Origin of the sequence: Acidovorax sp. NB1 (assembly GCF_005405905.1) — a bacterium.
Classification (GTDB): Bacteria; Pseudomonadota; Gammaproteobacteria; order Burkholderiales; family Burkholderiaceae_C; genus Acidovorax.
Genome location: NZ_BJHU01000003.1, coordinates 136,290 through 150,244, shown reverse-complemented (window position 1 = coordinate 150,244; position 13,955 = coordinate 136,290). Strand labels below are relative to the sequence as shown.

The 13,955-nt window shown below is 68.0% G+C and carries 14 protein-coding genes; 3 read left to right on the top strand and 11 right to left on the bottom strand.

Features of this window, described 5'->3' with window-relative positions; translation table 11 throughout:
• Positions 1 to 30 precede the first annotated feature (30 nt).
• Entirely contained in the window at positions 31 to 1,632 is a 1,602-nt protein-coding gene (gene pcnB, locus AvAM_RS00845) for a polynucleotide adenylyltransferase PcnB (RefSeq protein WP_137745317.1), read from the top strand.
• Between the two features lie 11 nt (positions 1,633 to 1,643).
• Entirely contained in the window at positions 1,644 to 2,156 is a 513-nt protein-coding gene (folK, locus tag AvAM_RS00840) for a 2-amino-4-hydroxy-6-hydroxymethyldihydropteridine diphosphokinase (protein ID WP_137745316.1), read from the top strand.
• 216 nt (positions 2,157 to 2,372) lie between these two features.
• On the opposite strand, the gene AvAM_RS00835 is transcribed toward folK, so the two are convergent.
• The 4 genes from AvAM_RS00835 to AvAM_RS00820 form a co-directional block, all read right to left on the bottom strand.
• Entirely contained in the window at positions 2,373 to 3,353 is a 981-nt protein-coding gene (locus AvAM_RS00835) for a tripartite tricarboxylate transporter substrate binding protein (protein ID WP_137745315.1), read from the bottom strand.
• Positions 3,354 to 3,438: 85 nt separating this feature from the next.
• The gene (locus AvAM_RS00830; RefSeq protein WP_137745314.1) at positions 3,439 to 4,125 is read right to left on the bottom strand and encodes a response regulator transcription factor; all 687 of its coding nucleotides are present in this window, start codon (positions 4,123 to 4,125) and stop codon (positions 3,439 to 3,441) included.
• A gap of 15 nt (positions 4,126 to 4,140) precedes the next feature.
• The gene (locus AvAM_RS00825) at positions 4,141 to 6,360 is read right to left on the bottom strand and encodes an ATP-binding protein (protein ID WP_249367853.1); all 2,220 of its coding nucleotides are present in this window, start codon (positions 6,358 to 6,360) and stop codon (positions 4,141 to 4,143) included.
• A 2-nt stretch (positions 6,361 to 6,362) separates the two neighbouring features.
• Positions 6,363 to 7,415: a CDP-6-deoxy-delta-3,4-glucoseen reductase gene (locus tag AvAM_RS00820; RefSeq protein WP_137745313.1), complete on the bottom strand. Its 1,053-nt coding sequence runs from the start codon at positions 7,413 to 7,415 to the stop codon at positions 6,363 to 6,365.
• A gap of 48 nt (positions 7,416 to 7,463) precedes the next feature.
• Here AvAM_RS00820 and AvAM_RS00815 point away from each other — a divergent pair, with 48 nt between their 5' ends.
• On the top strand, positions 7,464 to 8,438 hold the full coding sequence (locus AvAM_RS00815; RefSeq protein WP_137745312.1) for an NAD-dependent epimerase/dehydratase family protein: 975 nt from the start codon (positions 7,464 to 7,466) through the stop codon (positions 8,436 to 8,438).
• Between the two features lie 126 nt (positions 8,439 to 8,564).
• On the opposite strand, the gene AvAM_RS00810 is transcribed toward AvAM_RS00815, so the two are convergent.
• From AvAM_RS00810 to AvAM_RS00780, 7 genes are all read right to left on the bottom strand, one after another.
• Positions 8,565 to 9,218 carry a DUF4124 domain-containing protein gene (locus AvAM_RS00810; RefSeq protein WP_137745311.1) on the bottom strand — a complete coding sequence of 218 codons (654 nt, stop codon included), beginning with the start codon at positions 9,216 to 9,218 and terminating at the stop codon, positions 8,565 to 8,567.
• Between the two features lie 54 nt (positions 9,219 to 9,272).
• The gene (locus AvAM_RS00805) at positions 9,273 to 9,815 is read right to left on the bottom strand and encodes a hypothetical protein (protein WP_137745310.1); all 543 of its coding nucleotides are present in this window, start codon (positions 9,813 to 9,815) and stop codon (positions 9,273 to 9,275) included.
• A gap of 332 nt (positions 9,816 to 10,147) precedes the next feature.
• A complete protein-coding gene (locus AvAM_RS00800; RefSeq protein ID WP_063462613.1) occupies positions 10,148 to 11,107 on the bottom strand; it encodes a chemotaxis protein in 960 nt (319 codons plus the stop codon).
• A 131-nt stretch (positions 11,108 to 11,238) separates the two neighbouring features.
• Positions 11,239 to 11,541, bottom strand: coding sequence for an antibiotic biosynthesis monooxygenase (locus AvAM_RS00795; RefSeq protein ID WP_137745309.1), 303 nt, complete (start codon positions 11,539 to 11,541; stop codon positions 11,239 to 11,241).
• Positions 11,542 to 11,575: 34 nt separating this feature from the next.
• Positions 11,576 to 12,454 carry a LysR family transcriptional regulator gene (locus tag AvAM_RS00790; RefSeq protein WP_137745308.1) on the bottom strand — a complete coding sequence of 293 codons (879 nt, stop codon included), beginning with the start codon at positions 12,452 to 12,454 and terminating at the stop codon, positions 11,576 to 11,578.
• A gap of 28 nt (positions 12,455 to 12,482) precedes the next feature.
• Positions 12,483 to 12,887, bottom strand: coding sequence for a hypothetical protein (locus AvAM_RS00785; RefSeq protein WP_137745307.1), 405 nt, complete (start codon positions 12,885 to 12,887; stop codon positions 12,483 to 12,485).
• A gap of 146 nt (positions 12,888 to 13,033) precedes the next feature.
• Entirely contained in the window at positions 13,034 to 13,936 is a 903-nt protein-coding gene (locus AvAM_RS00780; RefSeq protein WP_137745306.1) for a LysR family transcriptional regulator, read from the bottom strand.
• Between the last annotated feature and the right edge of the window lie 19 nt (positions 13,937 to 13,955).

Sequence of the window (13,955 nt, the reverse complement as noted above, 5' to 3'; positions counted from 1 at the left end):
CGCTCGCAGCCCCCTGATACCTCCCTACCCATGATCAAGAAGTTCATCGACAAACTGCTGGGCAAATCGACGCCCGGCACTTCGGGCGGCAAGCCCCACTTCGGCAAGCGCGAAGAAGTGCCCGCCAGCGTGCATGGCATCAACCCCGAGCTGGTGGACCGCCGCGCCGCCGAGGTGGTGGCCACGCTCAAGCAGGCAGGTTTTGAGGCCTACATCGTGGGCGGTGCCGTGCGCGACCTGCTGCTGGGTCTGCGCCCCAAGGACTTTGATGTGGCCACCAACGCCACACCCGAGCAGGTCAAGGGCCTGTTTCGCCGTGCCTTCATCATCGGCAAGCGTTTTCGCATCGTGCACGTGGTGCATGGCCGGGGCCGCGAGCACGAGGTGATCGAGGTCTCCACCTTCCGCGCCTACCTCGACAACAGCGCCGCAGGCCAGGTCAGCGGCAACGAAAAGACCTCCAAGGCGCAGCTCGCGGGCATGCAGCACGCCGTGGACGCCAGCGGCCGCGTGTTGCGCGACAACGTCTGGGGACCGCAGGACGAAGACGCCACGCGCCGCGACTTCACTGTGAACGCCATGTACTACGACCCGGTGAGCCAGATCGTGGTGGATTACCACAAGGGCATCCAGGACGCAAAGAAGAAGACGCTGCGCATGATTGGCGACCCCGCCACGCGCTACCGCGAAGACCCGGTGCGCATCATCCGCGCCGTGCGGTTTGCTGCCAAGCTCAGCCCCCTGGGTTTCAGCATCGACGCCAAGTCGGCCGCACCGCTGGTGCAGTCGCAGGCCCTGCTGGCCGAAGTGCCCCAAAGCCGCATGTTTGACGAAATGCTCAAGCTGCTGCAAACCGGCCACGCCATCGCCACCATCGAACAGCTCAAGAAGCTGGGCATGGCCAAGGGCATCTACCCGCTGCTGGATGTGGCCGTGGAGCGCGCTGACACCCCGTTTGTCAAAGCCGCGCTGGTGGACACCGACCGCCGTGTGAACGAAGGCAAACCCGTAGCGCCCAGCTTCCTGCTGGCCTGCGTGCTGTGGGAAGACGTGCGCAATGGCTGGCAGGACCGCCTGGCCCAGCGCCAGCACCCGCTGCCCGCGTTGCAGGAGGCCATCGACGAAGTGTTCGACCGCCGCATTGGTGACGTGTCGGGCCGGGGCAAGCTGGCCGCCGACATGCGCGAGATCTGGGTCATGCAGCCGCGCTTTGAAAAGCGCGTGGGCAACACGCCGTTCGGCATGGTCATGCAGCCGCGCTTTCGCGCCGGGTTCGACTTCATGCGCCTGCGCGCCGATGTGGGCGAGGTCGAAGAAGCACTGGCCGAGTGGTGGCAAGACTTCCAGGCGGCCGACGACGAGCGCCGCGACGACCTGATGGACCAGGCGCGCGAAGAACAGAAGGCCCGCCAGAAAGCGCAGCAGCCCGTGGTCAAGCGCGTGCCACGTAGTGCGCCCGTGGCGGCCCCGCGTGCAGCAGGCCCTGCGGGCGACGCGGACGCTTCAGAAGAGGGCGCGGAGTTCGCCACCGAAGGCAGCGCCCCCAAAAAACGCCGCCGCCGTCGCCGCAAACCCGGTGGTGGTACGGGCGGCGGTGGTGAAGGCGCAGCGCCTGCCACCGCAGGCGAGTGAGTTGGCAGGACATGGGCGCTGAGCCCGCCCTGGTCTACGTAGGCCTGGGCGCCAACCTGGGCGAGCGCGAAGCCGCCCTGCGCAAGGCCCTGGCCGCCCTGGGCCAATGCCCGGGCACACGCGTGCTGCGGGTGTCGCCGCTCTATGGCAGCGCACCGGTGGATGCCGGTGGGCCGGACTACCTGAACGCCGTGGCCGAAGTGGCCACCACCCTCACCCCCGAGGCCCTGCTGCAGGCGCTGCAGGCCATCGAACAATCCGCCGGGCGCGAGCGCCCCTACCGCAACGCGCCGCGCACGCTGGACCTGGACATCCTGTGGTTTGGCGACCAGGTGATCGACACCCCCACCCTCGCCGTGCCCCACCCCCGCATGGCCGAACGCGCATTCGTGCTGCGCCCCCTGGCCGACTTGGTGCCTGAGCGCGTGGCAGCGGAAGCCCTGCAGGCGGTGACCGCGCAGAGCATCTACCCACTGGCCGACGGGCGCTGGGCTGAAGGCGTTGCGGGTGGTGGTTGCTCCTGAATCAGGAGCTGCTTGCGCTTGATGGACGCGCGCAAGAGGCCAAAAAGGCTTGAAAAACCACTTGCCCTGTGCTGGTCTTACCCACACCGGATGGCGCGGGCGAGGCCCCCGCCAGCGCCACCGTAGGATCGGCTCTGCCGGGCCACGGATGGCGTCCCCCTTGGGGGCTGGGTGCCGCCCCTGGCGGCGGCACTGAGCGGGTTGCAGCTCAGGGGGTCAATCCACCTTCGCGCCGGACGCCTTCACCACCTGCTGGTACTTGGCGCGTTCGCTGGCCATGAAGCTGTCGAACTGCTGCGGGGTGGTGGCCACGGGTTCGGCCAGCAGGGCGCCAAAGCGGGTCTTGGTCTCGGGCGCGTTCAGCGCCGCCACAAAGGCCTTGTTCAGCTTGTCGATGATGGGCTTGGGCGTGGCCGCCGGTGCCACCAGGCCCCACCAGGTGTCGATGGAGAAGCCCTTGAACGTAGCGGACAGGGGCGGCACGCCCGGCAGCGAGGCCGAGGCGTCGAGCGAGGTCACGGCCAGCGCCTTGAGTTTGCCCGCTCGGATGTTGGGCGCGGCGGCGGCCAGGTTGTCGATGTTGAAGTCCACCTCGCCCGCCAGCAGCGCCAGCTGGGCCGGGTTGGCGCCCCGGTAGGGGATGTGCAGCGCGAAGATGCCCGCGCGTTGCTTGAACATCTCGCCCGCCAGGTGGCCCGCGCTGCCATTGCCGCCGCTGCCGTAGTTGAGCTTGGCGGGGTTGGCCTTGGCGTAGGCGATCAGGTCGGTCACGGAGTTGATCTTGAGCTGCTCGGCCTTGGCGGCATTCATGACCAGCACGTTGGGCACGCGCACCATCTGCGTGATGCCAACAAAGTCCTTGCCCGCGTCGTAGGGCATGCGCGCATACAGCCAGGGGTTGACCGCGTGGGTGGCGGTGGCGGCGATGCCGATGGTCAGTCCGTCAGGTGCGGCCTTGGCAATCGCGTCGGCGCCGATGTTGCCGCCCGCGCCGCCCTTGTTGTCGATGATCACCGTGCCCAGCGAATCGCGCACGCGCTCGGCCAGCGCACGGGCCGTCACGTCGATGGGGCCGCCGGGTGCGTAGGGCACGATCAGGCGGATGGGCTGGCCCGTGTCCTGCGCCGAAGCGATAGCGGGGGAAAAAACCGTTGCGGCGGCAACGGCGCTGGCGAGAAGGATGTTTCTGCGGTTCATGGGTGCATTGTGCAAAAAATTCGTAAGAAGGCTTATGAAGCCCTGTAGCGGTGATGGTTGGGCGGTGAGGGTCAGGCGGCGACGCTCATGCCGGGCGGGGTGCGCCAAGCGCCACGCCCAGGTCTTCCACCAGCATGCCCAGCTCGTGCGACGAACGGATGTCCAGCTTCAGGAAGATGGCGGACCGGTGCGTGTCCACAGTGCGCGGGTCGATGGGGCGATCTGGGTCACGCTGGGCCAGCGCGCGGGCGACCTCCTTGCTGCTGATGCCGGTGGCCACCAGTTGGGCCACCTCTTGCTGGCGTGGGCTCAGGGCGTCCCATCGCTCGCGCAGTTGCTGCAACCGTTGCGCCTGCCGTGCCTGCGCTTGCGACAGCGTGGAGGCCTTCTCCACAGCGGCCAGCAAGGTGGCTTCGTTGCACGGCTTTTCCAGCCAGTCCACCGCCCCCTGCTTGACGGCTGCGACGGCGGAGGACAGCTCGCCATGGGCCGACAGGAACACGGTCTTGAGCGCGCTGTGGCGCTGGCCGAGTTCGTGGAACACCTGCAGCCCGCTCAGGCCTTCCATGCGCAGGTCCAGCAGCACGCAGCCGGGCTGGTCCAGCGCCGCCTGGGCCAGAAAAGCCTCTCCGGCTTCAAAGGCACGCACCGTGTACCCGCGTGCCAGCAGCAGGGCGGCCAACGATTGGCGCACGCCTTCATCGTCGTCCACGATGTAGACCACGGTGTCACCGGGCGGCTCGGCGGCGGCGGGGAGGGTGTCGTAGGTCATGGTGTGGCGGCGTTTTCAGGGATTGTCAGGTGCGTTGGTGAGCGGCAGGCGGATCTCGAAAACGGCGCCGCCGCCCTCGCGGTTGTGGGCCTGCAGCTGGCCGCCCATGCTCTCAATGATGGAGCGGCAGATGTTGAGGCCCAGGCCCAGCCCATCGGAACGGGTGGTGAAAAAGGGCTCGAACAGGCGCTCTGCGATGCCGGGCGGCAGGCCCGGGCCCCGGTCGAGCACCTGTACCAGCGCGTGGCCGTTGTCTGCTGCCAAGCGTAGGCGCAGTTCGTGCCCCTCGGGCGGGGGCTGGTGCGTCTGCATGGCCTGCAGGGCGTTCAGGCCCAGGTTGATCACCACCTGCTCAAGCAGCACGCGGTCGGCATGCACCTGCAAAGGGGCTCCGGCTGGCTCGACGCGCACCGCGATGCCCTGGCGGCGGGCCTCGGCGCGCAGCAGCAGCTCCAGCGACTGCTCCACGATGGCCGACAGGTCGCAGGGCTCGCGGCTTTCTGGGTGCTGGCGCACCCAGCGGCGAATGCGGCCCACGATGTCGGCAGCCCGCAGCGCCTGGGCCGACAGGGCTTCCAGGCTGTCATTGAGGGGCCCGGTCTTGCCCTGGGCGGCCAGTGCGCGTGCCGCCGCCGCGTAGTTGACCAGGGCCGCAAGCGGCTGGTTCAGTTCGTGCGCCAGGGTGGAGGCCATCTCGCCTACTGTGATCACGCGTTGCACCCGCTGCAGCTGGGTCTCGCGCTGCTGTTGTTGTTCCTCGGCCCGTTTTTGCGCGGTGATGTTGACCACCGAACTCATCCAGCCGATGTGCTGGCCGCCGCCGTCGATGAGGCGCGTGGTGTAGAACATGGTGTAAACGTCCGACCCATCGCGGTGCCGCAGGCGGTTCTCCCGCCCCTGGGGAAACGCGTTGCCAGCCAGCACGGTGTCGCTGTCGTTCCAGTGCCGGTCGAGGTCGTCGGGGTGCCAGTAGGGGTAGGGCGGCAACTGGCCGATGAGTTCGTCGGCCCGGTAGCCCACCATGTCGCACATGGCGGCGTTCACGTAGACGATGCGGCCCTCCAGGTCGCGGGCGCGCATGCCCACCAGCAGCGAGTCTTCCATCGACTGGCGGAACGCCTGGGCCTGCTGCAGTGCATGCGTGCGCTCCTGCACGCGCTGCTCCAGCCCGATGCGGGCCTGGCGGTTTTCGGCCAGGCGGCGTTCGCGCAGCTGCCAGTAGAGCGCGCCCAGCACCAGCAGCCCCGAGGCCAGCGTGGCCAGCGCCCAGGCCTGCTGGCGGGCCACGGCCACCACCCGGCTGTCAGCGGTGACGGTGAGTGTCCAGCCCAGGTCGGGCAGGGCTTCCTCGAACGCCAGGTAGCGCTTGCCGTTGCCGTCCAGGCGCAGTTCGGCACCCGGCTGGTCGTCCCGCTGGTCGTCCTGCTGGCGCAGGGTCCAGGGCACGGGGCGGGGCGTCCAGCCGGTGCCGTATTGCTCGTTGTGCTGCAGTTGCTGCACGTCGGCGGCGGGCACGGGGCGGCTGGTGCGGTAGAGCCAGCCGGGCTCGGAGCCCAGGAACACGATGCCCCGGGCGTCCGTCACGAACACCGGGTCGCGCAGCTGCTCCCAGGGGTTGGCAATGGGCTCCATGCGCACTTTCACTGCAACCACGCCGATCACCCGGCCGTTGTCGCGCACGGGGGCTGACACAAACAGGCCCGGCTCGCCCGTGGTCTTGCCCACGCCATAAAAACGCCCGGTGTCACCGTCCAGCGCATCGTGGAAGTAAGGGCGATTGCGGTAGTTCTGGTGCACAAAGCTGCTGGGCGTGTCCCAGTTGCTCGATGCCAGCGTGAGGCCCTCCAGATCCATCACATACAGCATGTCGGAGCCCGCGTGCTCGTTCACGGCCTGCAGATAGGCGTTGGCGGCATCGCGCACCTCCTGGGAGGCGGGGTGGCGCAGCAACTGGCTCACCAGTGGGTGCTGGGCGGTGGTGAAGGGCAGGTAGTTGTAGCGCGTGGCCACCCCCCGCAGGGCCAGGGCCTGCACCTCGCCCGAGCGGCGCAGGTTGTCCCACTGGGCGTCCCGCTCGCTCTGGGCCGCCCATTCACCGGCGGCCACCACCAGCAGCACGGCCACGCACAGCAAGGCTGCGATGAACCCGGCGCCCCGGCGCAGGCGGGGCAACCCGTGGGAAGGGCGCGGGGCACCGGCCTCGGTTGAGTCGTCGGGCGCCGCGCGCAGGTCCACCGTCAGCCGCCGTGTTTATCGGCTTCGGAGGTGAAGGAGTCTGCGAAGAATTCTTCGGCTGGCAGGCCCCGCTGCGCGCTGTAGGCCTCGCGGGCCGAATCGACCACGATGGGCGCGCCGCAGGCATAGACCTGGTGGCCCGACAGGTCGGCAAAGTCATCCAGCACGGCCTGGTGCACAAAGCCCGTGCGGCCTGTCCAGCCATCTTCGGGCAGGGCGTTGGAGATGACCGGGATGTAGCGCAGCCAGGGCAGCTCGGCCGCCCGGGCCTGCACCCAGTCGTGCATGTACAGGTCGCCGGGGCGGCGGCCGCCCCAGTAGAGCGCGGTGGGGCGGGTGATGCCCTTGAACTGCAGGTGCTCGATCAGCGCCTTGATGGGGGCAAAACCGGTGCCCGAGGCGAGCAGCACGATGGGCTTGTCGGAGTCTTCGCGCAGGAAGAAGCTGCCGAAGGGGCCTTCCACCCGCAGGATTTCCTTTTCCTTCATCGCGCCGAACACATGGTCGGTGAACTTGCCGCCGGGCATGTGGCGGATGTGCAGCTCCACACCGGGCGCCTCGGCCTGGGTGTGGGGCGCGTTGGCCATCGAATAGGCGCGGCGGGCACCGTCGCGCAGGATGAACTCGATGTACTGCCCCGCGTGGTAGCGGAAGGTGTCGGCGGCGGGCAACTGCAGGCGCACCTGCATCACGTCATGCGATGCTTTCGTGAGCGTGGACACGCGCACCGGCATCTTCTTGATCGGGTAGGCGCTTTCGTCAGTGACCTGGCGTGATTCGAGCACCACGTCCGACAACGGCTGGGCGCAGCAGGTCAGCACCAGGCCTGCTGCCTCTTCGTCGGCGCTGAGCGCCTTGGGCTGGTGCTCGCCATGGCGCACCGTGCCGCTGATCTTCTTGCACTTGCACGAGCCGCAGGCGCCGTCCTTGCAGCCATAGGGCAGGCCCACCCCGGCCTGGATGGCGGCGGCCAGGATGGTCTGGCCCGTGTTGGCGCCGAAAGCGCGGCCGCTGGGCTGCACTGTGATTTGGAATGGTGTCTCGGCGCTGGTCATGGAGTGGGTATCCTCGAAGGCTCTTGGAATCAAAAAACGGCCCCGATTTTGCCTTCAAACCAAAGCCCCCTTGGCGCCCTGCCAGCGCGCTTTCGCCGTGAACGCCTGCTGATCGTGGGCTGTGGTGACGTGGGTCAACGTGTGGTGCGTGACCTGAACACCGGCCCGGGGGCTGGGCGGCTGCAGGTGCTGGCGCTCACCTCCAGCCCCTCCCGCGTGGCGGGCTTGCGCCGTCTGGGCGCGCTGCCATTGCTGGGCGACTTGGACGATGCAGCCACGCTGCGGCGTCTGTCGGGCGTGGCCACACGGGTGCTGCACCTGGCCCCGCCGCCGGGCGAAGGCGCAGGTGGTGCTGCCTGGTGGGCCGACCCGCGCACTGTGGCGCTGGCCCGGGTGCTGCGGCGGCGCAGCCTGCCGGTGTCGCTGGCCTATGCCTCCACCAGCGGGGTTTATGGCGACTGCCAGGGCGCTCTGGTGCCCGAGACGCGGCCCCTGGCCCCTGCCACGCCCCGCGCGCAGCGCCGGGTGAATGCCGAGCGTGCCGTGCGCCACCTGGGCCGCGCCGGGGTGCGTGCCAACCTCCTGCGCATTCCGGGCATCTACGCCCCCGACCGCGAGGGCGGCACGCCCGAAGCCCGCCTGCGGCGCGGAACGCCGGTGCTGGTGCCCGAGGACGATGTGTTCACCAACCACGTCCACGCCGATGACCTGGCGCGTGCCTGCGTGGCCGCGTTGTGGAAGGGCCGGCCGCAACGTGCCTACAACGTGAGCGATGCGAGCCACATGAAAATGGGTGACTACTTCGATCTGGCGGCCGACCTGTATGGCCTGCCACGTCCCCCCAGGGTGCCGCGCAGCACGGCGCAGGAGCAGTTGTCCTTGATGTTGCTGAGTTTCATGGGGGAGTCGCGCCGCCTGGACAACCGGCGCATGCTGCAGGAGCTGGGGGTGCGGCTGCGCTACCCCAGCGTGGCGCAGGGGCTGCAGGGCCCGCGCGCCGCTGGTGTACTACCAGGGCCGTGAGCGGCTCGCAAGGCTCGGCAGTGTGGCCCTGGCGAGGCGCCTTGTCGCAGGCAGCACAAGCGGTACGACAAGGGGGTGCTTCCGCCCCCGGGGAGTTGGGCTGGCTGCGCTGAACACGCGCGCTCTTCAGCGCGGGTAGACGTTGCCCTGCTTGTCGTAGCAACGGAACACGTTGCACTGTGTGAACTGTTTCGGCTCTGGGGCCGGAGTGGGCTGGGGCGTGGGGCGCACGGGATGGCGGGGCGGCACCACCACGACCACCGGTGCCGGGGTGGTGTTGACCGTGGTGGGGCGCGATGCGCGGGCTTTTTCCACCTCTGCGTAGCCCGCAGGGCCCAGGCAGTCCAGGTCCATCTGTCGCTGGGCCGCCTCCACACGCTGGCTTTGGTCGTAGCTGCCCCCGCTGGCACTGCTCAGCACCACATCCAGGTTGCGGCGTGAGCGCGCGCATTCGGGCGACCGTGCGTAGTCCGGAGTGGCGGGCCGTGCGCTGTCGCGCTGGGCATTGCGCAGGGCCTCGGTTTCTGCGGCCTTGTTCTCGGCCTCCAGGCGCTGTTGCTTGTGCGCGAGTGCCTGGGCGGCCTGCTCGCGTTCGCGCTGGATGTCTTCGGGCGTCTTGCGGGCTTCCACCTCGCGCGCAGTGGCACCGCCTGCACAGCTGCCGTCGGTATAGGTCACCTTGCCGGTGACGGGGTCGGTGCAGCGCACGACCTGCGCCTGGGCACCTGTGCCGATCCAGGCCACACACAGGCATGCGAGAAGGTGCTGGGCTCGGATCATGATTTTGTTACCGCTCCAAGGTGGGGTTCGGCTGTGGTCACCAGGCGAGGTGGTTCAGGGCTGTTCCTGGCTGTTGGAGAACTGGCGCGAGCGCCAGTCCTGCGGATGGGGGGTGTAGCTGCCGGGTGCCATCTGGCCAGGGTTGCGGTTGCGTCGGTCTTCTGCGGCGCGGCGGTCGCGCTCGGCCTGTTCGCGGCGGGCCTGGTCGCGTTCGCGGGCACGGCGGTCGGCTTCGCGGGCCTGTTGTTCCCGCTGATCCCGCTCACGGGCAGCACGGTCGCGTTCGGCACGGTCACGGTCGCGCTCCCTTTCGCGCCAGTCGTCGCGGTCACGGCCCTTGTCCCAGCGGTCGTCGTGCCGGTCGCGCCCACCGTAGTAGACGGGGGGCGGTGGTGGGGCGGAATAGATCACCCCCGGGGCGCGGTACACGGGGGGCGCCTGGTACACCGGCGGCGGGGCGCTGTAGATATAGCCCGGCTGCTCGTACACCTGGTAGCGAGAGGGCTCGTAGTACGGGTCGCCCGGCACGGTGGCGCACCCTGTCACGAGGATCCCCAGGGCCGAGGCAGAAAGGATGCGGGCGAGTGTGTAGGTCATGGTGTTCAGACTCCGGCCCGGGGTGCGCGTTCCGCCCGGGTCCGTAAAGCCCATGAAAAACACCCCGGTGGGATGTTACAAATTTCAGGGGCTGGCGTTGGCTGTGCCAAGCCCTTTAGCGTTTGGCGCAGCCATTTGGTTGACTGCCACTGTGCAGTTGCCGGGCGCTGCCACGGTCTGTGCCCGGCCTTGCACCGTACCGGTTGGCAGTCATATCAAAATTGATAGCTAGAAAGATATGCTGGATGCGCGGAGAAGGCCAAAAATGCCAAAAATTTCTGTCCGTGCTCCTGCCCTTCCTCCTGGGGGGAGGCGGGCAGGGTTGCTGTGTCTTACTTGGGCAGGACGCGGCGGATGGTGTCGGCCAGGTCTTCGGCCACGAACTTGGCCACGTAGCCGTCGGCGCCTACGCTGCGCACATGGTCTTCATTGGCCGAGCCCGACAGGGACGAGTGGATGACCACCGGCAGGCCATGGAAGCGGGCGTCCTGCTTGATGTTGCGGGTCAGGGTGAAGCCGTCCATTTCCGGCATCTCCAGGTCGGTCAGCACCATGGCGACGCGGTCGAGCACGGTCTTGCCCTCGGCCTCGGCGCTTTTGGCGATGGCGTTGAGGCGGTCCCAGGCCTCCTTGCCCGACTTGACCATCTCGTAGGGGGCGTTGAGCACCTTGAGTTCCTGCTCAATCAGCGAGCGGGCCACAAACGAATCGTCTGCCGCCAGGACGATGGTGCCGGGCTTGAGCTTGAGCTTGGCGCCCACCTTCTCTTCGGTCACCTCGTGGCCGTCGGACGGCGACACCATCTGCAGGATGGCTTCCACATCCAGCACCTGGGCCAGGCGGGATTCGTCGGTGTTGCCGTCCAGGCGGGCAATGCTGGTGACCAGCTTGCCCTTGGCGCCGCTGGTTTCGGCCGAGAGCACCTGCTTCCAGTCCAGGCGCACGATGTCTTCCACCGATTCGACCGCAAACGCCTGGGTGGTGCGTGCGTATTCGGTCACCAGCATGATGTTCAGGCCCGTCTGGGGCTTGCAGCCCACGATGGAGGGCAGATCGAGCACCGGAATCACCTGGCCACGCAGGTTGACCACGCCCAGCGAATGCGGTGTGGTGCCTGCAATCGGCGTGATGCTGGGCATGGCCACGATCTCGCGGATCTTGAAGACATTGATGCCGAACAGCTCGGACTTGTTCAAGGCGGTGTCGGTGCCCAGGCGGAACAGCAGCAGCTCAAACTTGTTGGTGCTGGTGAGGTTGGTCCGCTCGTCGATGTCCTGCTGGATGGCTTTCATGGTGGATCCTTTGCGCAGAAATAAAGATACGCGCTTTTACAAATTCTAGGACCCAAACGGCGCGCGCAGTGCGCTAAATCTTCAGGCAATACCCGAATAGTGCGCCGCAGCATGCGGGCGTGGCGGGGGCGTCACACCCCGGCCAGCGCCACCGGCTCAAAGTGCACCACCGTGGGGAACGGGTCGTAGAAGTGGTGCAGCAGCCGCTTCCACTCCTGGTAGGGGGCGGATTGCCGGAACCCCACCTCATGGTCGGCCAGGGTGGCCCAGCGCACCAGTAGTACGTAGTCTTGCGGGCGTTCCAGGCAATGGCCCAGCTCATGGGAGATGTAGCCGGGCATGGAGGCAATGATGCGCTGCGCCTGGGCAAAAGCCTGTTCGAAGGCGCTGTTCTGGCCGGGGCGGACCGTGAGGTGGGCGATTTCCAGAATCATGGGTGAGGGGGCGAAGGGTTGATCAAGCCGGTGATCAGACCACATTGCTGCGCTGCGTGAGCTCGGGCTGGGCTGCGACTGCCTTCATGCCGTCCGCCAGGCGGTGAAGCAGCCCGAGCATGGGCGCGTCCGACGCATCACAGGCCAGGCCGATGTGGCGCGAAAAGGCCAGGGGCCCGTCCAGCGGTCGGGTGAGCGCGCGGCGTGCGTGGGCCGCGTGCGACTGCGGCACCACGGCCAGCCCCATGCCGGCATCCACCATGTGCAGCAGCAGTTCCTCGCGGGCGGCGCTGGCCTGCACCTGCAGCGCAATGCCCCGCTCGGCCAGCAGGCGGATGAAGGACTGGTGCAGCGGGCAATAGGGCCACTCGATGAGGGGCAGGTTCTCAATGTCTGCCAGGCCAAACCGCTTCTTGAAGCGCAGCGGATGCTGCTCGGGCACCAGCATCACATAGGGCTCGTGCCACAGTGGCACAAAGGTGTCGCCCGGCGACTTGCAGTGTTCTGCCACCATGCGCAACCGGGCTTCTTGCGCGCTGGCGGTGAGCCGCACCATGGTGTGGGGCCATTCTTGCGCGATCTGCGCGAACAGGGGCGCGGCGGGCTGCACCATCAGGTCGTCCTGCAGGAAGACGCACAGCGTTTCGCGCGGCGCATCGCGGAAGTCGCGCACCATGGCGCTGGACTGGGCCAGCAGGCTGCAGGCGCGCGGATACAGCCGGTGCGCGGCGGGTGTGGGGGCCAGGCCCTGCCGGCTGCGCTCGAACAGGGTGGTTTCGAGCGCATCCTCCAGCCCCTTGATGGCCATGCTGATGGAAGGCTGCGCCACAAAACAGCGGCGCGAAGCGGCAGTGACCGAGCGCTCTTCATAGGCCGCCACAAAGTAGCCCAGGGCGCGCAGGTCAAACAGCATGGTGGCAGGGCCTTCCTTGGTCGGGTGGTCAGACAGGGTTGATGGTGGTGACGGTCTCGCGGAAGTAATCCACCTGCCCATTGCGTGAATGGCTGGTGATCCAGGTCACGGATTCCACTTCGCGCTGTTGTACCGCATAAAAGAAGCGCTGGTGAAAGTGCGTGAGCACCCAGTCGTTGCCCAGTGGCTGGCTGTGCGTGTGCAGGATCTTCGTGCCGCGTGGGAACACCTCGGCGCCCAGGCGCTGCACCACGCCCAAGGCCTCGGCCTTGTTGCGGGCGATCTGCCAGCGGGTGTCGGCATCGTCGCGGTAGTGGTCGATGCGAAAGTCCACATCATCGGCAATGGTGGCCAGCAGCGTGGGCACGTCCTGCTGCTCGAAGGCAGTCAGTACACGGTCGATGGGAAAGGTCAGCGGTGGGTTGGTCGTCATGTCGGGTCTCCGGTGGGTGGTGGGATCAATCAAACAAACCCTGGCCAGGGAGCCGCGACTGTAGGCAGAGCACGGCACGCGCACAACGATGGAATTTGTCGCTTTGGGCGATAAAAAACCAATGGGAAGGCGGGCGGGGCGGGCGCTCAGTCCGAGATCCCGGGCACCTGCCGCAGGTAGGCATGCAGCGCCGCAATCGACTGGCGCACCTTGGCGGGCTGCGCGTCGCGCTGCGGGGTCACGGCCCAGATGTCCAGCGTGCCAAACGACCATTCGGGCAGCAGCCGCACCAGCCGGCCGGCCTGCAGGGCCTCGTGCGCGTCCATGCTGCCCACCAGCGCCAGCCCCAGCCCGGCCTCGCACATCTGCTGGATGGACAGCTGGTTGTTGCTGGCAATGCGTGGCTCCACCCGCAGCGCGCGTGGTTCGCCCGCCGGGCTGTGCAGGTCCAGCAGCAGCCCACCCCCCGCGCGCGCAAAGCCCAGCCAGCTGTGGGTCAGGAGTGCATCGGGGTCGCGCGGCGCGCCATGGGTTGCCAGCCACTGCGGTGATGCGGCCAGGTACCACTGCATGCCACACAGCCTGCGCGCGGCCCAGGTCGAGTCCGAAAGCCGCCCGAACCGCACCGCCAGGTCGATGCGCGCATTGATGAGGTCGATGGGCGAATCGTCCACCAGCAGCCGCAGGCGCAGCGCCGGGTGCGCCGCCAAAAGCTCCCCCAAGGCGGGCGCAATGTGGCGCGCAAAGCCCACGGTGGCCGACAGGCGCAGCTCGCCGCTGGGCGCATCGCGCGATGCCGCCAGCTCGGCCCGCGCCTGCTCGGCGGCGGCCCACATGGCGGCGCAGCGCGCGTGGTAACGCTGGCCTGCCTCGGTGAGTGCCAGCTTGCGGGTGGAGCGGTGCAGCAGCGTCACGCCGCCGTCGCTTTCGAGCTTGCGCACCTGCTGGCTCACGGCCGACGTGCTCATACCCAGCGCGCGGGCGGCGCCACTCATCGATCCGTGCTGCACCACGGCGGCAAACACGGCCATGCGTTTGAGGTCTTCCATGGGGTGATTGTGAAGCACA